Raw genomic sequence first — 23,262 nt, forward strand, 5'->3', positions numbered from 1 at the left:
CCGTACGGCCCGCGCGACCACCCGGCCGCACGGGCGCCCCTCCGCCGGACGGCCGGACCGGCGCCTCGACCCACCGGCCCGGCGCCGGTCAGTGACGGTCGCGGCAGCGGTCAGTGGCGGTACTGCTGCTCGTTCGGGCCCTGGTCGTAGTCGTAGTCGAAGGCGGGGGGCTGCGGCGGATCGGTCTCCCGCTGCTGGGGCACCCAGACACCACCGGGGGGAGTGTCGTTGAGATAGGCCTGCTGGGCGTAGTACGGGTCCGGTTCGTACGGCTGGGCGTTGCCGAAGCTGTCGTTGCCGTCGAAGGGGTTCGGATACGGCTGCGCACCGGCGAAGGGGTCGGTGTACGCGGGGAACTGCTGGGTCTCCGGCGGCAGATCGTAGGCCGCGGCCGGGGCCCCATGGCCCACCGGGACACCGTGGTCGGGCACCTGGCCCGGGTACGGGTCGTACGGGGGGAAGTCGTCGCCCAGGGGGGCGTGGCCGCTTCCGGGGGCGGGCTCGCCCGGTTCGGTGCCGGGGGCGTCGAAGCCGCCGGTGTAGACGCCATAGCCATGGGTGTCGTCGGGCATCGGCTCCGGCCGGTAGACCGGGTCCGGCACGGCGGCGTCCATCACCGCGGTCTCCTCCGCCAGGTCGGAGACCTCAAGGCCGGGCAGCCGGGAGGCGCCGGGCTCGCCCGGTGCGTCCTTGCCCGCCCTGCGGCGGCGGCTGGCGCCGGGCCGCCCGCCCAGCGCCCAGCCGGTCGAGAAGCCCTTGCGGAAGGAGAGCGTCACACAGGTCTGTCCGGCGGCGAAGGCGATGGCGCCGAGTCCGATGACCACCACGGAGGAGAGCAGGACACCGATGACGACGCCCAGGAATCCGCCGAAGGCCAGCAGCCGCCAGCGCAGCCGTGCCTTGTACTGCAACAGCACTTCGCCCAGCAGCCACAGCGCGACAGCGCCGAACGCGATGTAGAGGACCGTCCAGCCCATGCCCGCCCCTCTCCCTCGGCCCCCGCCCCGGACGGGGCGGTCATGGCCGATCAGGGCTGCTGGTGCAGCCCGAGATTCTCGTATATCTCCAGTGTCGCAGTGGAGTTGTTGAGCGTGATGAAGTGCAGCCCGGGAACACCCTCGGCGAGCAGCTCCGCACAGAACTCGGTCGCGAACTCGATTCCCAACGAGCGTACAGCGGCGGGATCGTCCTCGACGCGGAGGATCCGTTCTTTCAGCTCCTCCGGTACCCGGGCATTGCTCAGCTGGGCGAAGCGTTCGAGCTGCTTGACGCTGGTGATCGGCATGATCTCGGGAATGATCGGGGTGTCGCACCCCGCCGCGGTGACCCGGTCGCGCAGCCGCAGATAGTCCTGGGGCTGGAAGAACATCTGGGTGATGGCGTAGTCGGCGCCCGCCCGGCACTTCTCGACGAAGTGCCGGATGTCGGTGTCCCAGTCGGTGGAGCGCGGATGCATCTCGGGGAAGGCGGCCACCCCGACGCAGAAGTCGCCGGACTCCTTGATGAGACGGACCAGGTCGGCCGCGTACCGCACGCCCTCGGGGTGCTTGATCCACTCGGCCATCGGGTCGCCGGGCGGGTCGCCCCGGACCGCGAGGATATTGCGGATCCCGGCGTCGGCGTACTGGCCGATCATATTGCGCAGCTCGGCGATGGAGTGGTTGACCGCGGTGAGATGGGCGACGGGCGTCAGGGTGGTGTCCGAGGCGATCTGCTCGGTGGCACGGACCGTGCCCGCACGGGTGGAACCGCCGGCCCCGTAGGTGACCGAGACAAAGCTCGGTGCCACGGCCTCGACCCTGCGCAGCGCGTTCCAGAGGTTGCGCTCGCCTTTCTCGGTCTTGGGGGCCCAGAACTCGAAGGAGTGGGTCGTCCTGCCGGTCGCCAGCAACTCGCGCACGGTCCGTGCGCGATCTGTCCTGGTCGAGGGGGTTCCAAGAGCCATGAACGCAGGCTATACAGCCTGGCCGGAGCGCCCAAACCGAAGTCCACCCATCGGACAGCGGATGCTCATGAATGGCGTGATCACGTCGTAGCGCCGGGCATGGGCATCACACCAGGTCGCAGCCCTCTCACCCGGACCGGGAGCGCCCATGCCGGGGGAGGGCGCCGGGTGCGCTCACTCCCGGGCGTCACGCCCGGGGGTCGCCGGGCAGCGGCAGGGCGCGCAGCCGGGCGCTGAGCGCGGCGGTCGCGGCGGCGGGGTCGTCGGCCTCGGTGATCGCCCGGACCACGACGATCCGGCGGGCCCCGGCCTCCAGCACCTCGTCCAGCCTCGCGTGGTCGATCCCGCCGATGGCGAACCAGGGCCGGCCGGTCGCGAGCGCGGCGGTGGCGCGGACGAGGTCGAGGCCGGGTGCCGCCCGGCCGGGCTTGGTGGGGGTGGGCCAGCAGGGGCCGACGCAGAAGTAGTCCACACCGGGCTCGACGGCCGCGGCGGCCGCCTCGGCGGGGCTGTGGGTGGAGCGCCCGATGAGCGGGGCCGGGCCGACGATCGCCCGCGCGGCGGGGACCGGCAGATCGCCCTGGCCCAGATGGAGCACATCGGAGCCGATGGCGTGCGCGATGTCCGCGCGGTCGTTCACCGCGAGGAGCTTGCCGTGGCGGCGGCAGGCGTCGGCGAAGACGGCGAGCCGGTCCAGCTCCTCGGCGGCCTCCAGGCCCTTCTCCCGCAGCTGGACGATGTCGACCCCGGCGCCGAGGACCGCGTCCAGGAACTCGGGGAGGTCGCCCTGGCGGGTGCGGGCGTCGGTGCAGAGGTAGAGCCGGGCGTCGGTGAGCGAGGCGCGCGCCGTTGACATGCTGGTGTGTCCCCCCGGGATGGTTCGTTCGGTGTGCGGGCGGGCCGGTCCACGGCTCCGCCCGCACACCGTACGACGTACTGCCCGGGCGCGGCGACGCGCGGTCGCGCCCCACCGGTCCGGCCACGGCTGTGCGGCCCCGTGCCACCGGCCGCGACGGGCCCGGTGGCACGGAAGCCGGGGGCTCAGACCGCGAGGGCCTGGGCCCGGCGCTTCACCTCCGTGCCGCGGTTCTCCCCGAGGGCCTGCACGGGGGTGCCGGGCAGGGTCGGGTCGGGAGTGAAGAGCCACTCCAGCATCTCTTCGTCGGTGAAGCCGTCGTCCCTCAGGAGCGTCAGGGTCCCGGAGAGGCCCTTGACGACCTTGTCTCCGCTGATGAAGGCGGCGGGCACATGGAGGGCCCTGTTCTCCCCGCGGCGCACGGCGATCAGCTGGCCCTCCTTCACCAGCTGCCTCACGCGCGTCACCTCGACATCGAACTGCTCCGCGATATCGGGCAGCGTCAGCCAGGCAGGGACGAGAGCATCGGTCTTTGCGTCAATCTCGGTCACAGGACAAGCGTGCCATCCGGGACTGACAGCCGGTAGCCGGGGGGCCGTGGGCAGGGCGCACCCCTGACCCATCCCGGGGGTGTCGCCGCAGTTCAGCGCCGTATCGCCGGAGAACGCGGGGTTCGGATGGACGCGCCCTTCAGAGGTAACGCGCCCCGGGGCCGCCGGAGGCGCACGCCCCGGGCACCGCCGGAGGCGCGCACCCGGGCCCCCGGGAGGCAGGGGCCCGGCGGAGCCTCAGCGGACGGCCGCCTTCAGGGGTACGGAGGGATCGGCCGCGCGGTCGGGGTCCAGCCGGGCCCCGGCGAGCAGCAGCTTGCGGCCCTGGGCGAGGTCCCGGGGGCTGTCGACGGTCAGCAGCGCGGTCGGTACACCGTCCCGCAGCCAGAGCACCGTCCACGGCCCCTCCCCGGGCCGCCCCCGCCAGAGCAGGGTGTCGGCGCCGCCGTGGTCCCCCGCGTACTGCACGAAGCGGCCGAACTGCTCGGACCAGAAGTACGGCACCGGGTCATAGGCCGGCACCCCGCCCGCCGCCCCGGTGTCCTTCCCGGCGTCGGCGGCGATGATCTGGGCGGCGACGGTCTTCGGCCCCTGGAGCGCGTTGTCCCAGTGGTGGACGAGCAGCCGCCGGCCGTAGCGGGCCGAGGGGAAGGAGGCGCAGTCCCCCACCGCGTACACATCGGGCCGTGAGGTGCGCAGCCACGCGTCGGCGGTGACCGAGCCGTCCGGTCCCGTCGTGACACCGGATCCGGCGAGCCAGCCGGTGGCGGGCCGGGCTCCGACCCCGACGACCACGGCCTCGGCGGCGAGCCGGCGGCCGTCCGCCAGGACCACCTCACCCTGCTCCACGGCCGCCACCCGGGCGCCGGTGATCAGCTCCGCCCCGCTCTCCGCGTACCAGTCGGCCATGGGGGCGGCGACCTCGGCGGGCAGCGCTCCCGCCAGCGGGCGGTCGGCGGCCTCCACCACGGTGACCGCGCACCCGGCCGCGCGGGCGGCGGTGGCGAACTCCGCGCCGATCCAGCCCGCGCCGACGACCACGAGGGAGTGCCCGCACTCCAGGACGGGCCGCAGCCGGGTGGCGTCGTCGAGGGTGCGCAGCAGATGGACCCCGGGGATGTCCCCGGTGCCGGGCAGGGTGATCGGTTCCGCGCCGGTGGCGATGACCAGGGCGTCGTACGGGACGGGCCCGGTGGCGGTGTCCAGCTCCCGGGCCCCGGGGCGGAGCCCGGTGACCGTGACCCCGAGCCGCAGCTCGATGTCGCGGCCCTCGAAGTCGACCTCGAACGCGGAGTGCTCGGCGGCGCCGAGCAGGACCGCCTTGGAGAGCGGCGGCCGGTCGTACGGCTGGTGGGGCTCGGCCCCGATCAGGGTGACGGGGCCGGTGAATCCCTGTTCGCGCAGGGCGATGGCGGTCTGTACCCCGGCGATGCCCGCGCCGACGACGACCACGCGCCCCGGCCCCCGGCCCCGCCCGGGAGCGGACCCGGGGTCCGCCGCCGCTCCCGCCCCGGCCGTCCGCGCCCCGTCCGCCTGCGCACCGTCCGCCTGCTCTGGCTGCTCTCGCTGCTCGGTCACGCGTCAACCTTACGCAGTGGCGCCTGACACCACGTCAGAGGGAATCCGCCGGCTCGCCACCGGACGAACCCGGGCCGGTCAGCGCGGCTCCTCCACCACACTGGTGCCCCGGCCCTCCTGGGACTCCCACTCCCAGCTCTCCTCCAGCCGGAGACGGCCGTCCGGCAGTTCGACCACGGCGGAGACGCAGTGCCCCGACGCGGTGCTGCCGTCGGTGCGCAGCTGGACATAGCGGAAGTCGATCCGGTCGCCCTCACGGGTGCCGATGAGATGGCCCCGGACCACATCGCCGCCCGTGTACTCGGCCCAGACCGTACCGCCGTCCTCGTGGTAGACGAACCGGGTCCCGGTCCCCACCTGTCCGGGTGCCTGATCCGCCACGGGTACCAGCACCCGTCCGTCGAGCGAGCCTGCCATCCTCGTCCACCGCCCCTTCGCCACCATGACCGTCGCGCCATGACCGTCGCCATGGCTCCCTCCCCGCCGCCGGGCCGGGCGCCGTCCGGCGGACCCGGTGAACCGGCCCGGACCACGCCGTACTTAACGGCCGTGGAGCCCGGGGGTTAGGCTGGCCACCGTAAAGCACTCGCGGGAGCCCGGACGCACCGGGCTGAGAGGGAGGCTGGCCGGCCTCCGACCGTACGAACCTGATCCGGGTCATGCCGGCGAAGGGAGGAGCCGAACACCCATGCCATCGAATCCCGGCGCCCCTGACGGAACACCCTCGGGCCCCGCACCGGATGTGCTGGTCATCGGCGGTGGACTCATCGGCCTGGTCACCGCCTGGCGAGCCGCGCTGCACGGGCTGACGGTGACCGTCGCCGATCCCTCGCCGGGCGGCGGGGCGGCCCGGGTCGCCGCCGGGATGCTCGCCGCCGTCACCGAACTCCACTACGGCGAGGAGCGGTTGCTCGCCCTCAACCTCGCCTCCGCACGGCGCTATCCCGGCTTTGTCGCCGAGCTGGAGGAGGCGAGCGGGACCGAGGTGGGCCACCGTGCCTGTGGCACCCTCGCCGTCGCCCTCGACACCGACGACCGGGCCCATCTCCGGGAGCTGCACGCCCTTCACCAGCGGTGCGGACTGGATTCGGAGTGGCTGACCGGGCGCGAGTGCCGCCGGCTGGAACCGATGCTGGCACCGGGGGTACGGGGCGGTCTGCGGGTGGACGGCGACCACCAGGTCGACCCCCGGCTGCTGATCGAGGCTCTGCTCATCGCCTGTGAACGCGCCGGGGTGACCTTCCGCCGCGCCCACGCCGAGCGGCTCTCGGTCGCCGGGGACCGCGCCACCGGGGCGGTCCTCTCCGACGGCACCGCCGTGGCCGCCGGACAGGTGGTCCTGGCCGCCGGAAGCCTGAGCGGCCGGCTCGCCGGGGTGCCGGAGGAGGTCGCCGTCCCGATCCGGCCGGTGAAGGGCCAGGTCCTGCGGCTCTCGCTGACCCCGGCCGGCTCCGGGGGGCGTTCCGGCGCCCTCGCCGCCCTTCCGCCGCTGCTCTCCCGGACGGTGCGCGCCATGGTCCGCGGCAGCCAGGTCTATCTGGTGCCCCGGGCCGGCGGTGAGCTGGTCGTCGGCGCGACCAGCGAGGAGATGGGGTGGGACACCACGGTCACCGCGGGCGGGGTCTACGAGCTGCTCCGGGACGCCCATGAGCTGCTCCCCGGCATCACCGAGCTGCCGCTCACCGAGACCCTCGCCGGGCTGCGGCCCTGCTCCCCGGACAATGCCCCGCTGCTGGGCGCGACCGCGCTGCCGGGGCTGCTGCTGGCCACCGGCCACCACCGCAACGGCGTTCTGCTGGCCCCGGTCACCGGTGACGCCCTGGGGGCCGCGCTGACCGGCGGGGCCCTCCCCGAGGAGGCCCGGCCCTTCACCCCCCGCCGCTTCTCCGCCGTTCCCCCTCAGCGGACCCGCCCGGCACAGACCTCACACTCCCCTCGGCAGACACAGCAGACACAGCAGACACAGCAAACGCATCCAGCACAGCAAACGCCGCAGACGCAGACCCAGCAGACCCAGCAGGTCCAGCAGCCCCAGCCCCGCCAGGAGCAGCCCGTATGAGCACCCCACCGCCACCCAGCACAGGGACCGCAAGCAGCACCGAGGGCACGGCCGTCGTGGAGATCTCGGTCAACGGCGAGCGGCGCGCCCTCGCCCCGGGGACCACGCTGGACACTCTGGTCACCCAGCTCACCCCCGCCACCAGCGGGGTCGCGGCGGCGGTGAACGAGACGGTCGTCCCGCGCGGCAGCTGGGGCCGGACCCCGCTGGGCGCTGGCGACCGGGTGGAAGTCCTGACCGCCGTCCAGGGAGGGTGACCGCGATGTCCGACGACCGGCTCGTCATCGGCGACACCGGCTTCACCTCCCGGTTGATCATGGGCACCGGAGGGGCGCCCAGCCTGGAGGTGCTGGAGCACGCCCTGGTCGCCAGCGGCACCGAGCTGACCACGGTCGCCATGCGCCGGATCGACCCGACGGTCCAGGGGTCGGTCCTCTCGCTGCTGGAGCGGCTGGCCATCCGGGTGCTGCCCAATACGGCGGGGTGCTTCACCGCCGGTGAGGCGGTGCTGACCGCGCGGCTGGCGCGGGAGGCGCTGGGGACCAACTGGATCAAGCTGGAGGTCATCGCGGACGAGCGCACCCTGCTGCCCGATCCGATCGAGCTGCTGGACGCCGCCGAGACCCTGGTGGACGACGGCTTCACGGTCCTCCCGTACACCAATGACGACCCGGTGCTGGCGCGCCGGCTCCAGGAGGTGGGGTGTGCCGCGGTGATGCCGCTGGGGTCGCCGATCGGCTCCGGTCTGGGCATCCGCAATCCGCACAACTTCCAGCTGATCGTGGAGCAGGCCCGGGTACCGGTGATCCTGGACGCCGGGGCGGGGACCGCGTCGGACGCGGCGCTCGCGATGGAGCTGGGGTGCGCGGCGGTGATGCTGGCGTCCGCGGTCACCCGGGCCCAGGAGCCGGCGCTGATGGCGGAGGCGATGCGGCACGCGGTCGAGGGCGGCCGGCTGGCGCACCGGGCGGGCAGGATCCCGCGCCGGCACTTCGCCGAGGCGTCGTCGCCGGTCGCCGGGATGGCCCTGCTGGACCCGGAGCGCCCGGCCTTCTGAGCCCTGGCGGGTGCCCCGGCCCGACGCCGTCCGAACCCCTGTCGGGTGCCCCGGCCCGGCACCCTCCGAGCCTCTGGGGGGTGCCACCGTGTGACACCCTCCGGGCCCGTGGTGGGTGTCACAGCTCGGCACCGGTACGGGCGGCCGCGGGCCCGGCGCGGTCGGCGGGCCGGGAGCGGCTCGTAGAATCGCGGGGTGGACACGACCCTTCAGGACCCTCTCGTCGGGCAGGTGCTCGACGGCCGCTATCGCGTCGACGCGCGGATCGCCGTCGGCGGTATGGCGACGGTCTACCGGGCCGTCGACACCCGGCTCGACCGCGAGCTGGCGCTCAAGGTGATGCATCCCTCGCTCGCCACCGACTCCGGCTTCGTCCAGCGGTTCATCCGGGAGGCCAAGTCGGTCGCCCGGCTCGCCCACCCCAATGTGGTGGGCGTCTTCGACCAGGGCACGGACGGCGCGTACGTCTATCTGGCGATGGAGTACGTCGCCGGGTGCACCCTCCGCGACATCCTGCGCGAGCGCGGGGCGCTGCGGCCGAGGGCGGCGCTGGACATCCTGGAGCCGGTGCTGGCCGCGCTCGGCGCCGCGCACCGCGCGGGCTTCGTCCACCGGGACGTCAAGCCGGAGAATGTCCTGGTCGGGGACGACGGCCGGGTCAAGGTCGCCGACTTCGGTCTGGTACGGGCCGTGGGCTCGCAGACCAACACCTCCGGGGCGCTGCTGGGCACGGTCTCCTATCTGGCGCCGGAGCAGATCGAGGACGGGGTCTGCGGTACCCGTACCGATGTCTACGCCTGTGGTGTGGTGCTGTACGAGATGCTGACCGGCGCCAAGCCGCACACCGGGGACACCGCCGCCCAGGTGCTCCACCGGCATCTGCACGAGGATGTCCCGCCGCCGTCCGCCGCCGTGCCGGGGCTCGCGGTGGAGCTGGACGAGCTGGTGACGGAGGCCACCGCGCGCGATCCGCTGCTCCGGCCGCATGACGCGGTGGGGATGCTGGCCGAGGTCCAGGCGGCGCGGGCGGCGCTCCGCGACGATCAGCTGGATCTGGTGCCGCCGGGGGCGCGCGCCGACCGGGCCGGGGTGCCGGGCTCCGCCGACGGGGAGCGTACGGATGTCATCGCCCGGCCGCTGCCGCTGGAGGAGGCGCCGGGCCGTACCGCGCGGCTGACGTTGCCGCCCGATCCGCCGGAGCCCGCACGGCCTCCGTTCCGTCCCGCACTGCCCCGGCGCGCCGTGCTGGCGATCGTGGGCGCGGTGCTGCTGGTCCTCGGTGTCGGTACCGGTGTCTGGTACATCAACTCCGGTCAGTTCACCCGGGTCCCGGCGGTGATCGGCAAGAGCGAGAGCGAGGCCCGGCGGCAGCTGGACCGTGCCGGGCTGGATGTCCGGACGGTACGGGAGCGGTACAGCGCGGCGGCGGAGCGCGGCACGGTGGTGAGCACGGAGCCCCGGACGGGCGAGCGCATCCGGGGCAATGGTTCGGTGGCGCTGGTGATCTCGCGCGGGCCCGAGGTGGTCCGGGTGCCCCCGCTGGAGGGGAAGCCGCTGGCGGCGGCCGAGCGTGAGCTGGAGAAGGTGGGGCTGGCGCCGGGGAAGGTGTCCCGGGAGTTCAGCGCCACGGTGCCGCGGGGTTCGGTGGTCCGTACGGAGCCCGGGTCGGGGGTGCGGCGCGATCCGGAGTCCGCGGTGGCCCTGGTGGTGAGCGACGGCGCGCCGATCGAGGTCCCCGAGGTGGTCGGCGCCGAGCCCGGGGAGGCGCGGGCGGAGCTGGAGGGCGCGGGCTTCCGGGTGGAGATGGCCTCCGGACGGGTGCACTCCGGGCAGCAGGCGGGGACGGTGGCCCGTCAGTCGGCCCCGGCCGGTTCCGACCTGGCCGAGGACGACACCATCACCCTGACCGTGTCCAAGGGCCCCCGTACGGCGGCGGTCCCGGATGTGACCGGGCGGGGGGCCGAGCGGGCGAAGGAGGAGCTGGAGTCCGCCGGTTTCCGGGTGAAGGTCGAGAAGAACTTCCCCTACCTCGGCGACACCGTGGAGTCGCAGTCCCCCGGCGGGGACGACCGCGCCCCCGAGGGCAGTACCGTCACCATCAAGATCAAGGGATTGTAGAACCACTCATGCGCAACCCCGTCGGCGGACATGTACCCGTGGCGGGCGGACTCGCCAGGATCGGCCTGGGATACGCCCAGGAGCTGAAGGCGGAGGCGGTCCAGGTCTTCGTGGCCAATCCGCGCGGCTGGGCGACGCCCCCGGGCAACCCGGCCCAGGACGAGGCGTTCCGTTCCGGATGCGCCGAGTCGGGTGTCTCGGCCTGGGTGCACGCCCCGTATCTGATCAACTTCGGCTCGCACACGGAGGCGACCGCCGAGCGCTCGGTGGAGTCGATGCGCCATTCGCTGCGGCGGGGGCGGGAGATCGGCGCCCGGGGTGTGGTGGTGCACACCGGTTCGGCGACCGGGGGCCGGGCGCGCGAGGTGGCGCTGGCCCAGGCACGGGAGCTGATGCTGCCGCTGCTGGACGAGCTGACCCGGGACGACGATCCGTTTCTGCTGCTGGAGCCGACGGCCGGACAGGGTGCCTCGCTCTGCTCCCGGGTGGCGGATCTGGGTCCGTACTTCGAGGTGCTGGAGTCCCATCCGATGCTCGGGGTCTGTCTGGACACCTGCCATGTCCATGCGGCCGGGGACGATCTGGCGGCGCCCGACGGGGCGCGGGGGGCGCTCGATCTGCTGGCCCGGACGGTGGGCACGGGGCGGCTCAAGCTGATCCACGCCAATGACTCCCAGGAGCCGGCCGGGGCGCGCCGGGACCGGCACGCCAATATCGGCGCCGGTCATATAGGCGTGGAGCCCTTCGCCGAGCTGATGCGGCACCCGGAGACCGAGGGGGTGCCACTGATCATCGAGACCCCCGGGGGTCCGGAGGGGCACGCAGCCGATGTGGCCCTGCTGAAGAGCCTGCGGGACTGAGCGGACCGGGAGGGCGGACCGGGAGGGGACTCCTACAGCTCCGGGCCGTCGCCCGGTTCCTCCTGGTAGGAGTAGCGCTGCTCACTCCAGGGGTCACCCAGATTGTGGTAGCCCCGCTCCTCCCAGAAGCCCCGGCGGTCCGCCGTCATGTACTCGACACCCCGGACCCATTTGGGCCCCTTCCAGGCGTACCGGGTCGGCACGATCAGCCGCAGCGGGAAGCCGTGCTCGGCGGTGAGCAGCTCACCGTCCTTGTGGGTGGCGAAGACGGTGCGCTCGCCCAGGAAGTCCGCCAGCGGCAGATTGGCGCTGTAGCCGTACTCCGCCCAGACCATCACATGGGTGACCTGCTCGGACGGGGGTGCCAGCGCGGCGACCGTCCGGGCGGGGACGCCGCCCCATTCGGCCCCCAGCATGCTGAACTTCGTCACACAGTGCAGATCGGCCACGACCGTGGAGAACGGGAGCGCCGAGAACTCCTCATGGTTCCAGCAGTGCTTCTCACCGTCCGCGGTGGCGCCGAAGACACGGAATTCCCAGCGTTCCGGCCGGAACTTGGGGACCGGACCGTAGTGGGTGACGGGCCAGCCACGCTGCACTCGCTGTCCCGGGGGGAGCGCGGACTCCTCTGGTACGCGGTGACCCCGGCTCTCCGCCTGACCCATGCATCCATGGTGACAGACCGGGAGGGGTGGTCATGACCAGGTCTGGGCGGATTCGGGCAACTCCTACTAAGGAGGCACTTACTGGACGGCTTCCAACGGCGGTGCGAGGATGCGCGCACCTGTCCGACCGCTAGGCCGACCCGTGGAAGGAGCATCCGCGATGCAGGGCGACCCCGAGGTCATCGAGTTCCTCAATGAGCAGCTGACCGGCGAGCTGACCGCGATCAATCAGTACTGGCTCCACTACCGCATCCAGGAGAACAAGGGCTGGTCAAAATTGGCCGCCTACACCCGCGCGGAATCCATTGACGAGATGAAGCACGCGGATGTGCTCACCGAGCGGATCCTCTTCCTGGACGGACTCCCCAATTACCAGCGGCTGTTCCATGTACGGGTGGGCCAGACGGTGACCGAGATGTTCCAGGCGGACCGCCAGGTCGAGGTCGAGGCGATCGACCGGCTGAAGCGCGGGATCGAGGTCATGCGGGCCAAGGGGGACATCACCTCGGCGAACATCTTCGAGGCGATCCTGGAGGACGAGGAGCATCACATCGACTACCTCGACACCCAGCTGGAGCTGATCGCGTCCCTCGGCGAGCCGCTCTATCTGTCCCAGCAGATCGAACAGCCGAGCAGCTGAGCGCCACCCCAGCGGGTCAAGGCCCCGCGTGGCTCCCGGGGGATCCCCGGGGTCAGGCCGCCCGGCCGAGCGAGGGCACACCCGGGAGACCCGGGACGCCCGGAATACCCGGCACACCCGGGACGCTCGGAACACCCGGGACGCCCGCCGCGCCGGAAGCACCCGTCACGGCCGGCACACCGGGAACCCCCGGCACCGCCGCCGTCAGCGCGGGCCTGCCCTGATCGGCCAGCTCACGGCGGGGGCAGCTGCCCCGGCCCAGCAGTGACTGGATCCTCCGGACACAGGAGCCGCAGTCCGTGCCCGCCTTGGAGGCGGAGGCGATCTGGCGGGGGGTGCAGGCACCGGCCGCCGCGTGCTCCTTCACCTGCTGCTCCGTGATACCGAAGCAGGAGCAGACGTACACGCGGCTCACCTCCCGGGGGGACTGTCGGACACGCCGTCCCGTCAACCGGTCATTCCCGTCAATCGGTGAGGCAAACCTAACCTTACCCGGCTACCAAGATCCATCAAAGCGGACAAAAGACAGGTGGGGCGCGGATCACATCGATCCACGCCCCACCCGGTCGTTCAGGAACTCACTGGTCGCGGTACATCTCCGCCACCAGGAAGGCCAGGTCCAGCGACTGGCTGCGGTTGAGCCGGGGGTCGCAGGCCGTCTCGTACCGCTGGTGCAGGTCGTCCACGAAGATCTCGTCGCCGCCGCCCACGCACTCGGTGACATCGTCACCGGTCAGCTCGACATGGATGCCACCGGGGTGGGTGCCGAGCGCCTTGTGGACCTCGAAGAAGCCCTTGACCTCGTCGAGCACATCGTCGAAGCGGCGGGTCTTGTGGCCCGAGGCCGCCTCGAAGGTGTTGCCGTGCATCGGGTCGGTCACCCAGGCCACGGTGGCACCGGAGGCGGTGACCTTCTCCACCAGCTCCGGAAGGTGGTCGCGGACCTTGTCCGCGCCCATCCGGACGACGAAGGTCAGCCGGCCGGGCTCCCGGTCCGGGTCCAGCCGGTCGATGTAGGTCAGGGCCTCGTCCACGGTGGTCGTGGGGCCGAGCTTGATCCCGATGGGGTTGCGGATCTTCGAGGCGAACTCGATGTGCGCCCCGTCGAGCTGGCGGGTCCGCTCACCGATCCAGACCATGTGCCCGGAGACGTCGTACAGCTGCCCGGTGCGCGAGTCGACCCGGGTGAGCGCCGACTCGTAGTCCAGCAGCAGCGCCTCGTGGGAGGCGTAGAACTCGACGGTACGGAACTCCGCCGGGTCGGTGCCGCACGCCTCCATGAAGTTCAGCGCGTTGTCGATCTCGCGGGCGAGCTGCTCGTACCGCTGGCCGGAGGGGGAGGACTTCACGAAGTCCTGGTTCCAGGCATGGACCTGGCGCAGATCGGCGTACCCACCGGTGGTGAAGGCACGGACCAGGTTGAGCGTCGCCGCGGAGGCGTTGTACATCCGCTTCAGCCGCTCGGGGTCCGGGATCCGGGCCTCCTCGGTGAAGGCGAAGCCGTTGACGGAGTCGCCCCGGTAGGTGGGCAGGGTCACCCCGTCCCGGGTCTCGGTGGGCTTGGAGCGCGGCTTGGAGTACTGGCCGGCGATACGGCCGACCTTCACCACGGGCACCGAGGCGGCGTAGGTGAGCACCGCACCCATCTGGAGCAGGGTCTTCAGCTTGGCGCGGATGTCATCGGCGCCGACGGCGTCGAAGGACTCGGCACAGTCACCGCCCTGGAGCAGGAACGCCTCGCCCCTGGCGACGGCTCCCATCCGGGCGCGCAGCTGGTCGCACTCGCCCGCGAAGACGAGCGGCGGATACGATTCGAGGTCCGCGATCACATCGCGCAGAGCCTCGGCATCGGGGTACTCGGGCTGCTGCGCCGCGGGCAGGTCTCGCCAGGTGTTGCCACCGGCAGCGGTGGTCTTAGCGTTCACGGTCACACCGCCAACAGTACGGGGTCGGCGGGAGTGATCCGGGGGCCGCCCATTAAATGAGACACATGGATGAGACACCTGGATGGGAGCCGGGCTTGTGACAGGGGACGGGACCCGGCGATGCGGTAGGGTTCCCGCCATGCTCACGCTCGGTGTTCGGCAGCAGCCGAATCGATACTGGTGGTGGACCGCGGATCCGGCGGCCCACTGACCGAGCACGCGCTCGACAGGCATCGCGAAGGCCGCCCCAGGGGCGGCCTTCCGTGTTTCCCGGGACAACCGGCCGTTCCCCCCGCGGACCCTCGCACTCCCGCAGCCGGAACGAACCGGAGGAACCGCCGATGCACCAGCCCGGCCCCACCACCCACCGCACCGCCCCGTCCGACCCCGTCGCCCCGTCCGACCCCGTCGCCGCGGAGACCACCGCCGGCCCGGCAGCCGCCGTGGGCCCCGGCCCGGAGGCCGACCCCGCCGCCGTGGTGGCGCGGCTGCTCGCCGACGACCGCCCCTTCGCCCTGCTCCACCGGCGCACCCCCGGCCGTGCCCCCGACACCGTCGAGCTGCTGACCGGCCCGGTCCGGGTCTGCGAGACCCTCGCCGAGCTGCCCGTCGGCCCGCTCCCGACCCTCGCCCTGGTGCCGTTCCGGCAGATCAGGGAGCGGGGCTTCGAGGTACGCGACGACGGAACCCCGCTCGCCGCGCTGACCGCCGAGGAGTGCCTCGACCTGCCGCTGGGCGCGTTGCTCGACGCCCTGCCGGACCGTCCCGTCCAGGTCACCGACGGCGCCTTCGACGTCCCCGACGAGGAGTACGCGCGGACCGTCCAGCGGGTGATCACCGACGAGATCGGGCAGGGCGAGGGCGCCAACTTCGTCATCCGCCGCACCTACCGGGGCTCGATCCCCGGCTTCGGACGGGCGGACGCGCTGGCCCTCTTCCGGCGGCTGCTGGCGGGCGAGCGGGGGGCGTACTGGACCTTTGTGGTCCACACCGGCGAGCGCACCCTCGTCGGCGCCAGCCCCGAGGTCCATGTACGGATGACCGGCGGCACGGTGGTCATGAACCCGATCAGCGGCACCTTCCGCTATCCGCCCGGCGGCCCCGACGCCGACACGCTCCTCCGCTTCCTCGCCGATCCCAAGGAGCGGGACGAGCTGTCCATGGTGGTGGACGAGGAGCTGAAGATGATGTGCACCGTCGGCGATCTGGGCGGGGTGGTCGTCGGCCCCCGGCTCAAGGAGATGGCGCACCTCGCCCATACCGAGTACGAGCTGCGGGGCCGCAGCTCGCTCGATGTACGGGAGGTGCTGCGGGAGACGATGTTCGCGGCCACCGTCACCGGCTCGCCGGTGCAGAACGCCTGCCGGGTGATCGAGCGCCACGAGAAAGGCGGGCGCGGCTACTACGCGGGCGCGCTGGCGCTGCTGGGCCGGGACGCGAGCGGTGCGCAGAGCCTGGACTCGCCGATCCTGATCCGTACCGCCGACATCGACCCCGGGGGCGGGCTGCGGGTGCCGGTGGGGGCGACGCTGGTACGCCACTCCGACCCGGCGGGGGAGGTCGCCGAGACCCATGCCAAGGCGGCGGGGGTGCTGGCCGCGCTGGGCGTGGTCCCCGCCCGGCCCCGGCCGGCGGCCGGCCCCGTACGCCTCGCCGACGATCCCCGGGTACGGGCCGCGCTCGACGGCCGCCGGTCCTCGCTCGCCCCGTTCTGGCTCCGGCTCCAGGAGCGACTGCCGGAGCCGACCGGGCGGGCGCTGGTGATCGACGCCGAGGACACCTTCACGGCGATGCTGGCCCATCTGCTGCGCTCGGCGGGGCTCGATGTGCGGGTGCGGCGGTACGACGAGCCGGGGCTGCGGGAGGCCGCCCTCGGCCATGACGGCCCGGTGGTGCTGGGGCCCGGCCCCGGGGACCCCGCCGACCCCGCCGACCCGAAGATGCGGCTGCTGCGCCCGCTCACCGCCGAACTGCTGCACGGGCACCGCCACGGGGTGCTGGGGGTCTGTCTCGGCCATGAGCTGATCGCGGCGGAGCTGGGACTTCCGCTGGTCCGCAAGGCGGCTCCGTACCAGGGGGCGCAGGAGCGGATCGAGCTGTTCGGCGGGGTCGAGACGGTCGGCTTCTACAACAGTTTCAGCGCGCGCTGCGACGAGGTGGCGGCCGGGCGGCTGGCGGAGCGGGGCATCGAGGTGGCCCGGGACCGGGTCTCGGGCGAGGTCCACGCGCTGCGGGCGGCGGGCTTCGCCTCGGTCCAGTTCCACCCCGAGTCCGTGCTGACCCTGGACGGCCCCCGGCTGGTGGCCGAGCTGCTGTCGGGGGCGGTCCTGCCCCGGGTCTGAGCCGGGGTCCTCCCCGGCGCGGGATCAGCCGAAGAAGACGCCCGCCTCGGCGTAGAGCGCGGGGTCGACGGTCTTCAGCCGGGCGGTGGCGTCGGCGATGGGGACCCGGACGACATCGGTCCCCTGGAGGGAGACCATCCGGCCGAAGTCCCCGTCCCGGACCGCGTCGATGGCGTGCAGCCCGAAGCGGGTGGCGAGCCAGCGGTCGAAGGCGGTCGGGGTGCCCCCGCGCTGCACATGGCCGAGGACGGTGGTCCGGGCCTCCTTCCCGGTGCGGCGCTCGATCTGCTGGGACAGCCACTCACCGATGCCGGAGAGCCGGACATGGCCGAAGGAGTCCAGGGTGCCGTCCTTGAGCACCGCGTCGCCGCCCTGGGGCATCGCCCCCTCGGCGACCACCACGATCGGGGCGTAGGTCGCCTGGAACCGCGAGGTCACCCAGGCGCAGACCTGGTCCACATCGAAGCGCTGTTCGGGGATGAGGATGACATTGGCGCCGCCGGCGAGCCCGGAGTGGAGGGCGATCCACCCCGCGTGGCGGCCCATCACCTCCACCACCAGGACCCGCATATGGGACTCGGCGGTGGTGTGGAGACGGTCGATGGCCTCGGTGGCGATGGAGACGGCGGTGTCGAAACCAAAGGTGTAGTCGGTGGCGGAGAGATCGTTGTCGATGGTCTTGGGAACGCCGACGCAGTTGATGCCGTAGGTGTCGTGCAGTTCGGCGGCGACCCCGAGGGTGTCCTCGCCGCCGACCACGATCAAGGCGTCCACCTCGTCCTTGGCGAGGTTGTCCTTGATCCGGCGGACGCCGTTCTCCGCCTTGAGGGGGTTGGTCCGTGAGGAGCCGAGGATGGTTCCGCCCCGGGGCAGGATGCCCCGGACCTGCGGGATGGCGAGCGGGACCGTGTCCCCCTCCAGGGGGCCCCGCCACCCGTCGCGGTAGCCGATGAACTCGTACGCGTACTCCTGGACGCCCTTGCGGACGACCCCTCGGATGACAGCGTTGAGGCCGGGGCAGTCGCCGCCACCGGTCAGCACTCCGACGCGCATGGATACTTCCCTTCGCCTGATGGGTCCTGGGACACCGCCACGCTAATGGTGATCCACGTCACTACGGGATGGCCACAAAGGGCCATTTCTGTCCCGTACCGAGCGTTTTGCGCCGCCGGAGACGGCCGGAACCCGCCCCGCACCGGGGGTACCCGGGCACGGGGCGCACCGGAGGGCCCTCCGCCGAACCACTCGTGAGGGTGAGGTCACGCACGCGCGTTCGCCCACCTCGGGGGGTCAGGGGGAGTCGGCGGGATCGTCGAGACCGCGCTCGATCGCGTACCGCACCAGCTCCACCCGGTTGTGCAGCTGAAGCTTGCCGAGGGTGTTCTGTACGTGGTTCTGCACGGTGCGGTGCGATATCACCAGCCGGTCGGCGATCTGCTTGTACGAGAGGCCCTTCGCCACCAGCCGCAGCACCTCGGTCTCCCGGTCGGTGAGCCGGGGCGCCCCGGGGTCGGCGGTGCCCCGCTCGGCGACGGGCTCGGCGGCGAGCCTGCGGTACTCCCCCAGCACCAGCCCGGCGAGCCCCGGGGTGAAGACCGCGTCCCCGTCGGCGGTGCGGCGGACGGCGGCGACCAGTTCCTCCGTACTCGCCGACTTGAGGAGATAGCCGGTGGCGCCGGACTTCACCGCCTCCAGCACATCGGCGTGCTCACCGCTGGCGGAGAGCACCAGCACCCGCATCCCGGGGAGCGAGCCCACCAGCTCCTTGCAGACCTGGACCCCCGGCAGCTCCGGCAGATTGAGATCGAGGACCAGGACGTCCGGGGCGGCGGCACGGGCCCTGCGGACCGCCTGGCGGCCGTCGCCCGCCGTCGCCACCACCGCGAAGCCCGCCGCCGCCAGATCCCGGGCGACCGCGTCCCGCCACATCGGATGGTCGTCCACGACCATCACCTTCACCACGGCCCGTGCGCCGTCCGTCGCCGTCTCCGTCATATCCGTTCCGTCCCGCACCGTCGTCACTGTTCCTCCCCCGTCATCGTGCGTCCCCCGTCATCGTGCGTCCCGCCCCGCCGGGCCGGTGGCCGGGGCGCGCGGGACCGTCAGTTCGACCTCGGTGCCCTGCCCGGGGACCGAGACCACCTCGGCCGCGCCGCCCAGCTCCCGCAGCCGGCCGCGGATCGAGAGGGCGACCCCCAGCCGCCCCTCCCCCTCCGCCTGGGCGAGCCGGCCCTCGGCGATCCCGGGGCCGTCGTCCCGGACGGTGACGATCACCTGGTCCGGCCACTCCTCCACCAGGATCCACGCCCTGGCCTCCGGCCCCGCGTGCCGCTCCACATTGTCCAGCGCGGCGCCGACGGCGGCGGCCAGCTCCCGGGCGGCGGACGGCTCCAGGACGACCGGGGCGCCCGGCTCGGAGAGGGTCACCCTCGGCCCCGCGTACCGGGTCAGCAGCGACCGCAGATCCAGGGGCCCGGCGGGCGGGCCGTCCCCGCCGGAGGGGTCGCCGTCCGGCGGGCCCCCCGCCGCCTCCGGGTCCACCGGCACCAGCCCGCTGGAGACCAGCGACCGCAGGGCGATCTCCTGCTCCCCCGCCATCCGGCCCAGCTCCGCGGCCTCCCCGCCCAGCGCGGAACCGCGCCGCTGGACCATGGCCAGGACCTGGAGCACGCTGTCATGGATGTCCCGGGCGAGGCGCTCCCGCTCCCGGGTCGCCGCCTCGATCTCCAGCGCGCGGGCGAGCGTCCGCTCCGAGGCACGGGCCACCTCCACCACATAGCCGATGGCGATGGAGGCGATCCACACCAGCAGGACATTGTGGATGGTCTCGCCGCTGGGCTGGCCGCGCTGGACCAGATTGGCGGCGGCGACCAGCGACGAGGCTGCGGCCGCCCAGCGCCAGCCGCCGCGCAGCGCGAACGCCAGCACCGAACCGGCCGTCCAGATCGACGGCAGGGTGGGGCTGTCGATCTGCTGGGCGTGCTTGTCCGCGAGGACGGTGAGCAGTATCCCGCTGAGCGCGATGGTCAGATCCGCCCCGAGGAAGCGCTTGGTGCAGCGGGCCGCGTCGAGCACCCGGGGCAGGGTGACCAGCGTCCAGACGGCGAGCAGCGTCAGAAAGACGGCCGCGATCCAGGCACGCTCGTACCGATCCCGGTTGTAGAGGAAGATCAGCACCGCGTAGACCATGGTCAGTACGCGGTACCCGGCGAGCGCGCGCCACAGCGGCAGCTCGACCGACATCCTCATGACCCGCTCAGGGCCGGGCCCTCTCCCCACGCCTTCCCCCCGTGTGTACGACGCGCAGACCCGCGCGGCCGGTTTCCCTAAGCGGCCGGACGGTCCTCGGTGGTGTCCGGGGCGTCCGTGCTGTTCCGGGCATCCGGCGCGGTGTCCTGCGCGGCCTCCGCCTTCCGGTCCCTCTCGGCGGCCCTGGCCGCGGCCTTCTCCGCCTTCTCCGCGTCGGCGATCTGCCGCTTGGCGACCGTGGCGTAGATGTCCACGTACTCCTGGCCGGAGAGCTTCATGATCTCGTACATGACCTCGTCGGTCACCGAGCGGAGGATATAGCGGTCCTCCTCCATGCCCTGGTAGCGGGTGAAGTCCAGCGGCTTGCCGATCCGGATACCCGGGCGCATCAGCTTGGGCATCACCTTGCCCGGCGGCTGGATCTTCTCCGTGTCGATCATCGCGATCGGGATCACCGGCGCGCCGGTGGCCAGCGCCACCCGCCCCAGGCCGCCGGGCTTGCCCCGGTAGAGCCTGCCGTCCGGGGAGCGGGTGCCCTCGGGGTAGATCCCGAAGAGGCCGCCGCCCTCGATCACCTCGATACCGGCCTTGATCGCCGCCTCGGCGGCCCCCCGGCCGCCCGAGCGGTCCACCGGGAGCTGGCCGACGCCCTTGAAGAAGGCGGCGGTGAGTCTGCCCTTGACCCCCGGCGAGGTGAAGTACTCCGCCTTCGCGACAAAGGTGACCTTGCGGTCGAGCACGGCCGGCAGGAAGAACGAGTCAGAGAACGAGAGGTGGTTGCTCGCGAGGATCGCCGGCCCGGAGGTGGGAATGTTCTCCAGACCCTCCACCCAGGGCCTGAAGGCCACCTTCAGGCCGCTCCCGATCGAGAGCTTCATTGCGCCGTAGATCAACTCGAATGCCTCCTATTGCTGTCGAACAGACCTTATCCCGAGGTGACCGGGGTTCTCCGCGTCGAAGGCCGTGCGGATCTGGCCGGTGTCAGCCCCGTCGCGTACCGTGAGGTGGATCCCGCCCGCGCCCGCCCCTCCCCGTCGCGTCACGCCACAGAACAGGAGATCCCGGTGCCGGTCCTTCCCGGAGCCGAGCCCTACCGCCATGACGGCGGAGAGGTCGGCGTCCTTCTCTGTCATGGATTCACCGGTTCCCCGCAGTCGCTGCGCCCCTGGGCCGACTATCTGGTGGAGCGGGGACTGACCGTCTCCCTCCCGCTGCTCCCCGGGCACGGCACCCGCTGGCAGGACATGCAGCTCACCCGCTGGCAGGACTGGTACGCGGAGGTCGACCGGGCGCTGACCGAGCTGAGCGCCCGCTGCTCCCGGGTCTTCGTCTTCGGCCTCTCCATGGGCGGGGCGCTGACCCTGCGGCTGGCCGCCCGGCACGGGGACGCGATCACGGGCATCGTCCTGGTCAACCCGGCGAACAAGGTGCACGGACCGGCCGCCCCCTTCCTCCCGCTGGTCCGGCATCTGGTGCCGTCCACGCCGGGCATCTCCAGCGACATCGCCAAGGAGGGCGGGTACGAGGTCGGATACGACCGGGTCCCGCTGCACGCCGCCCACTCCCTGCGGAACTTCCTGCGGCTGGTCGACGCGGAGCTGCCGCAGGTCACCCAGCCGCTGGTGCTGCTGCACAGCCCGCAGGACCATGTGGTGCCGCCCGTCGACTCGGCGCGGATCCTCGGCCGGGTCTCCTCCACGGATGTCACCGAGATCCTCCTGGAACAGAGCTACCACGTCGCGACGTTGGATCACGATGCGGAGCGGATTTTCCAGGAGAGCCACGATTTCGTCTGCCGGTTCGCTCCCGAGGCCGCAGAGAAGGGGAGCAGCGCCGGTGGCTGAGCAGCACGACGCCGACAGAGAGCCGCAGCCCATCGACGAGGAGGCCGCCTGGGCGGCCATCGTCGCGGGGTACGGCCAGGAGCCCGTGGACCCGCCGGGGGCGAAACCGTTCAAGTCGGTGGAGTCCATGGCCGGGCTGGAGACGGAGGAGCCCGCGGAGCGGGCCGATCCGCCGAAGGGGCCCCAGAAGCCGGAGGAGCCGGAGGACGAGCGGCCCGCGCTGGGCAGCTCGATCACCTTCGCGCCGGGGGTGGGCGGTGCGGGGCCCCGGGACTACAAGCCCGCCGAGCCGCGCGAGGACGATCTCGACGCGAGCGACGAGGGGCACTTCGTCCCGCCGGAGCCGCCGCCGCTGCCGGAGGCGGACACCACCGCGAAGTTCGCCTGGCTGGGGGTGATCGGCGGGCCGGTGCTGATGCTGCTCGCGGTGCTCTTCCGCTGGGACATGACCTGGTGGCTGACGACGCTCTGTGTCGGCGGCTTCCTGGGCGGCTTCCTCACCCTGGTGGCGCGGATGTCGTCCGGCGACGACGAGGAGAACGACGACCCGGGGCGGGGCGCGGTGGTCTGAACCCCTGGCCCCCGGGCACCCGGGCCCCGGTCGCTCAGGCGGTGCCGGGGGCCGGGAGCCGGAGCACGGCCAGTACCGGCAGATGGTCGGTGGCGGCGCGCAGATCCCCGGGGGTGACCCCGGGGAGTTCCCCGGGGACGCCGCACCCCAGCACCTCGACGCCCGCGGTCGCGAACACCGCGTCGATACGGCGGCGGGGGTCAGCGGCGGGAAAGGTGTGCTCACCCCCCTGCGGGGCGGCCACCCGGCAGTCCGTCAGCCGTGCGGCGAGCCGCCGGAAGGCGGGGCCCGAGGGGTCCTCGTTGACATCGCCCGCGGCGACGGCGTACGGGGTGTCCAGGGCGGCGATCCGGTCGAGCAGCAGGCCCGCGTGGGCCTGGCGCTCGGCCTTCCGCAGCCCGAGGTGGAAGCTGACCACGCCGAGCCGTACGGCGCCGAAGCGGACGACGGCGGTGGCGAGGCCCCTGCGGTGCAGGCCGGGGGTGGGCGGCAGCAGCAGGTCCTCGGTCCGCTCGACCCGCGCGCGCGGCGAGCAGAGCAGCAGCGGCCCGGTGGCGGGGGCGCCGCCGCCGAGGTAGACGAGCCCGGTCCTGGCGGCGAGCCGGGTGGCGTGGCGGCGCCAGCGGAAGAAGCGGGGGGCCTCCTGGGCGAGGAGGAGGTCGGGGGCGGTGGCGCGGATGACACGGACGAGGGCGGCGTCGTCGTCCCGGAGGGACCGGATGTTGTACGCGAGCACACGGATGACCATGCGGTGACCCTATTTTCCACGGTGGGCCCGCGCCGCCTCGGCAAAGTCAGCCTCGCCGGCGTTTGAGGCGCGGGGGTCGGGGCTGGCCCCGACGGAAGGCCGAGGTCACGAATTTCAGCCCCTCCGGCGATTGAGGCGCGGGGTTCGGGGCTCGCCCTGACGGAAGGCCGAGGTCACGAATTTCAGCCCCTCCGGCGATTGAGGCGCGGGGTTCGGGGCTCGCCCTGACGGAAGGCCGAGGTCACGAATTTCAG

23 protein-coding genes and 1 riboswitch are annotated in these 23,262 nt (G+C 72.8%); of the genes, 9 read left to right on the forward strand and 14 right to left on the reverse strand.

The window, feature by feature from the left end; genetic code table 11:
- Positions 1 to 110 precede the first annotated feature (110 nt).
- The 6 genes from ABT354_RS14940 to ABT354_RS14965 form a co-directional block, all read right to left on the reverse strand.
- Positions 111 to 977 (reverse strand): hypothetical protein, encoded by an 867-nt coding sequence (locus ABT354_RS14940; protein ID WP_351493497.1) that lies wholly within the window; start codon positions 975 to 977, stop codon positions 111 to 113.
- Positions 978 to 1,027: 50 nt separating this feature from the next.
- A complete protein-coding gene (gene metF / locus ABT354_RS14945; protein WP_351493499.1) occupies positions 1,028 to 1,945 on the reverse strand; it encodes a methylenetetrahydrofolate reductase [NAD(P)H] in 918 nt (305 codons plus the stop codon).
- Positions 1,946 to 2,132: 187 nt separating this feature from the next.
- Positions 2,133 to 2,801, reverse strand: coding sequence for a thiamine phosphate synthase (thiE, locus tag ABT354_RS14950; RefSeq protein ID WP_351493501.1), 669 nt, complete (start codon positions 2,799 to 2,801; stop codon positions 2,133 to 2,135).
- 185 nt (positions 2,802 to 2,986) lie between these two features.
- On the reverse strand, positions 2,987 to 3,352 hold the full coding sequence (locus ABT354_RS14955) for an Rv2175c family DNA-binding protein (protein WP_351493503.1): 366 nt from the start codon (positions 3,350 to 3,352) through the stop codon (positions 2,987 to 2,989).
- A 237-nt stretch (positions 3,353 to 3,589) separates the two neighbouring features.
- On the reverse strand, positions 3,590 to 4,804 hold the full coding sequence (locus ABT354_RS14960) for an NAD(P)/FAD-dependent oxidoreductase (RefSeq protein WP_351493679.1): 1,215 nt from the start codon (positions 4,802 to 4,804) through the stop codon (positions 3,590 to 3,592).
- Between the two features lie 204 nt (positions 4,805 to 5,008).
- The gene (locus ABT354_RS14965) at positions 5,009 to 5,347 is read right to left on the reverse strand and encodes an avidin-fold protein (RefSeq protein WP_351493505.1); all 339 of its coding nucleotides are present in this window, start codon (positions 5,345 to 5,347) and stop codon (positions 5,009 to 5,011) included.
- A gap of 161 nt (positions 5,348 to 5,508) precedes the next feature.
- A riboswitch (TPP riboswitch) is annotated at positions 5,509 to 5,622 on the forward strand.
- Here ABT354_RS14965 and thiO point away from each other — a divergent pair.
- The 5 genes from thiO to ABT354_RS14990 all read left to right on the forward strand — a co-directional run bounded on the left by thiO (position 5,619) and on the right by ABT354_RS14990 (position 11,024).
- Positions 5,619 to 6,989 (forward strand): glycine oxidase ThiO, encoded by a 1,371-nt coding sequence (gene thiO / locus ABT354_RS14970; protein ID WP_351493507.1) that lies wholly within the window; start codon positions 5,619 to 5,621, stop codon positions 6,987 to 6,989. Its footprint overlaps the riboswitch before it by 4 nt.
- Positions 6,986 to 7,246 carry a sulfur carrier protein ThiS gene (thiS, locus tag ABT354_RS14975; protein ID WP_351493509.1) on the forward strand — a complete coding sequence of 87 codons (261 nt, stop codon included), beginning with the start codon at positions 6,986 to 6,988 and terminating at the stop codon, positions 7,244 to 7,246. The genes thiO and thiS overlap by 4 nt, the downstream gene beginning before the upstream one ends.
- Positions 7,247 to 7,251: 5 nt before the next feature.
- Entirely contained in the window at positions 7,252 to 8,046 is a 795-nt protein-coding gene (locus ABT354_RS14980; RefSeq protein WP_351493511.1) for a thiazole synthase, read from the forward strand.
- 195 nt (positions 8,047 to 8,241) lie between these two features.
- Positions 8,242 to 10,164, forward strand: coding sequence for a Stk1 family PASTA domain-containing Ser/Thr kinase (pknB, locus tag ABT354_RS14985; protein ID WP_351493513.1), 1,923 nt, complete (start codon positions 8,242 to 8,244; stop codon positions 10,162 to 10,164).
- Positions 10,165 to 10,172: 8 nt separating this feature from the next.
- The gene (locus ABT354_RS14990) at positions 10,173 to 11,024 is read left to right on the forward strand and encodes a deoxyribonuclease IV (protein ID WP_351493515.1); all 852 of its coding nucleotides are present in this window, start codon (positions 10,173 to 10,175) and stop codon (positions 11,022 to 11,024) included.
- Between the two features lie 32 nt (positions 11,025 to 11,056).
- Here the strand turns inward: ABT354_RS14990 and ABT354_RS14995 are convergent, their stop codons facing one another.
- Entirely contained in the window at positions 11,057 to 11,689 is a 633-nt protein-coding gene (locus tag ABT354_RS14995; RefSeq protein ID WP_351493517.1) for a sulfite oxidase-like oxidoreductase, read from the reverse strand.
- 160 nt (positions 11,690 to 11,849) lie between these two features.
- On the opposite strand from ABT354_RS14995, the gene bfr reads away from it, so the two are divergent.
- Positions 11,850 to 12,329 (forward strand): bacterioferritin, encoded by a 480-nt coding sequence (gene bfr, locus ABT354_RS15000; protein WP_351493519.1) that lies wholly within the window; start codon positions 11,850 to 11,852, stop codon positions 12,327 to 12,329.
- Between the two features lie 52 nt (positions 12,330 to 12,381).
- Here the strand turns inward: bfr and ABT354_RS15005 are convergent, their stop codons facing one another.
- Complete coding sequence (locus tag ABT354_RS15005; protein WP_351493681.1) at positions 12,382 to 12,735, reverse strand: (2Fe-2S)-binding protein; 354 nt, start codon at positions 12,733 to 12,735, stop codon at positions 12,382 to 12,384.
- Between the two features lie 172 nt (positions 12,736 to 12,907).
- Positions 12,908 to 14,260, reverse strand: a complete 1,353-nt coding sequence (locus ABT354_RS15010) for a class II 3-deoxy-7-phosphoheptulonate synthase (RefSeq protein WP_351493521.1) — start codon at positions 14,258 to 14,260, stop codon at positions 12,908 to 12,910.
- 335 nt (positions 14,261 to 14,595) lie between these two features.
- Here ABT354_RS15010 and ABT354_RS15015 point away from each other — a divergent pair, with 335 nt between their 5' ends.
- Positions 14,596 to 16,596 (forward strand): anthranilate synthase family protein, encoded by a 2,001-nt coding sequence (locus ABT354_RS15015; protein WP_351493522.1) that lies wholly within the window; start codon positions 14,596 to 14,598, stop codon positions 16,594 to 16,596.
- Between the two features lie 24 nt (positions 16,597 to 16,620).
- Here ABT354_RS15015 and ABT354_RS15020 read toward each other — a convergent pair whose 3' ends face one another.
- The 4 genes from ABT354_RS15020 to ABT354_RS15035 all read right to left on the reverse strand — a co-directional run bounded on the left by ABT354_RS15020 (position 16,621) and on the right by ABT354_RS15035 (position 20,738).
- On the reverse strand, positions 16,621 to 17,649 hold the full coding sequence (locus tag ABT354_RS15020; protein WP_351493524.1) for a 6-phosphofructokinase: 1,029 nt from the start codon (positions 17,647 to 17,649) through the stop codon (positions 16,621 to 16,623).
- Positions 17,650 to 17,886: 237 nt separating this feature from the next.
- Positions 17,887 to 18,591 (reverse strand): response regulator, encoded by a 705-nt coding sequence (locus ABT354_RS15025; RefSeq protein WP_351493526.1) that lies wholly within the window; start codon positions 18,589 to 18,591, stop codon positions 17,887 to 17,889.
- A 57-nt stretch (positions 18,592 to 18,648) separates the two neighbouring features.
- Positions 18,649 to 19,845 (reverse strand): MacS family sensor histidine kinase, encoded by a 1,197-nt coding sequence (macS, locus tag ABT354_RS15030; RefSeq protein WP_351493528.1) that lies wholly within the window; start codon positions 19,843 to 19,845, stop codon positions 18,649 to 18,651.
- A gap of 77 nt (positions 19,846 to 19,922) precedes the next feature.
- Positions 19,923 to 20,738 carry a lysophospholipid acyltransferase family protein gene (locus ABT354_RS15035; RefSeq protein ID WP_502983415.1) on the reverse strand — a complete coding sequence of 272 codons (816 nt, stop codon included), beginning with the start codon at positions 20,736 to 20,738 and terminating at the stop codon, positions 19,923 to 19,925.
- A gap of 171 nt (positions 20,739 to 20,909) precedes the next feature.
- On the opposite strand from ABT354_RS15035, the gene ABT354_RS15040 reads away from it, so the two are divergent.
- Both ABT354_RS15040 and ABT354_RS15045 read left to right on the forward strand, forming a co-directional pair.
- A complete protein-coding gene (locus tag ABT354_RS15040) occupies positions 20,910 to 21,689 on the forward strand; it encodes an alpha/beta hydrolase (RefSeq protein WP_351493686.1) in 780 nt (259 codons plus the stop codon).
- Entirely contained in the window at positions 21,682 to 22,260 is a 579-nt protein-coding gene (locus ABT354_RS15045) for a hypothetical protein (protein WP_351493529.1), read from the forward strand. The genes ABT354_RS15040 and ABT354_RS15045 overlap by 8 nt, the downstream gene beginning before the upstream one ends.
- Positions 22,261 to 22,294: 34 nt before the next feature.
- Here ABT354_RS15045 and ABT354_RS15050 read toward each other — a convergent pair whose 3' ends face one another.
- A complete protein-coding gene (locus ABT354_RS15050) occupies positions 22,295 to 23,008 on the reverse strand; it encodes an endonuclease/exonuclease/phosphatase family protein (RefSeq protein ID WP_351493531.1) in 714 nt (237 codons plus the stop codon).
- Positions 23,009 to 23,262: the final 254 nt, after the last annotated feature.

Origin of the sequence: Streptomyces sp. NPDC000594, from assembly GCF_040299965.1 — a bacterium.
In the GTDB taxonomy this organism is placed as follows: Bacteria; Actinomycetota; Actinomycetes; order Streptomycetales; family Streptomycetaceae; genus Streptomyces.

Bases quoted from the DNA above. Each gene is read 5' to 3' on its own strand.
- ABT354_RS15015 (WP_351493522.1), top strand. From the start codon at position 14,596: ATGCACCAGCCCGGCCCCACCACCCACCGCACCGCCCCGTCCGACCCC.
- ABT354_RS15020 (WP_351493524.1), bottom strand. From the start codon at position 17,649: ATGCGCGTCGGAGTGCTGACCGGTGGCGGCGACTGCCCCGGCCTCAAC.
- ABT354_RS14995 (WP_351493517.1), bottom strand. From the start codon at position 11,689: ATGGGTCAGGCGGAGAGCCGGGGTCACCGCGTACCAGAGGAGTCCGCG.
- bfr (WP_351493519.1), top strand. From the start codon at position 11,850: ATGCAGGGCGACCCCGAGGTCATCGAGTTCCTCAATGAGCAGCTGACC.
- ABT354_RS14965 (WP_351493505.1), bottom strand. From the start codon at position 5,347: ATGGCAGGCTCGCTCGACGGACGGGTGCTGGTACCCGTGGCGGATCAG.
- ABT354_RS15050 (WP_351493531.1), bottom strand. From the start codon at position 23,008: ATGGTCATCCGTGTGCTCGCGTACAACATCCGGTCCCTCCGGGACGAC.
- thiO (WP_351493507.1), top strand. From the start codon at position 5,619: ATGCCATCGAATCCCGGCGCCCCTGACGGAACACCCTCGGGCCCCGCA.
- ABT354_RS14990 (WP_351493515.1), top strand. From the start codon at position 10,173: ATGCGCAACCCCGTCGGCGGACATGTACCCGTGGCGGGCGGACTCGCC.
- ABT354_RS15025 (WP_351493526.1), bottom strand. From the start codon at position 18,591: ATGACGGAGACGGCGACGGACGGCGCACGGGCCGTGGTGAAGGTGATG.
- metF (WP_351493499.1), bottom strand. From the start codon at position 1,945: ATGGCTCTTGGAACCCCCTCGACCAGGACAGATCGCGCACGGACCGTG.
- ABT354_RS14980 (WP_351493511.1), top strand. From the start codon at position 7,252: ATGTCCGACGACCGGCTCGTCATCGGCGACACCGGCTTCACCTCCCGG.
- ABT354_RS14940 (WP_351493497.1), bottom strand. From the start codon at position 977: ATGGGCTGGACGGTCCTCTACATCGCGTTCGGCGCTGTCGCGCTGTGG.
- thiE (WP_351493501.1), bottom strand. From the start codon at position 2,801: ATGTCAACGGCGCGCGCCTCGCTCACCGACGCCCGGCTCTACCTCTGC.
- thiS (WP_351493509.1), top strand. From the start codon at position 6,986: ATGAGCACCCCACCGCCACCCAGCACAGGGACCGCAAGCAGCACCGAG.
- macS (WP_351493528.1), bottom strand. From the start codon at position 19,845: ATGAGGATGTCGGTCGAGCTGCCGCTGTGGCGCGCGCTCGCCGGGTAC.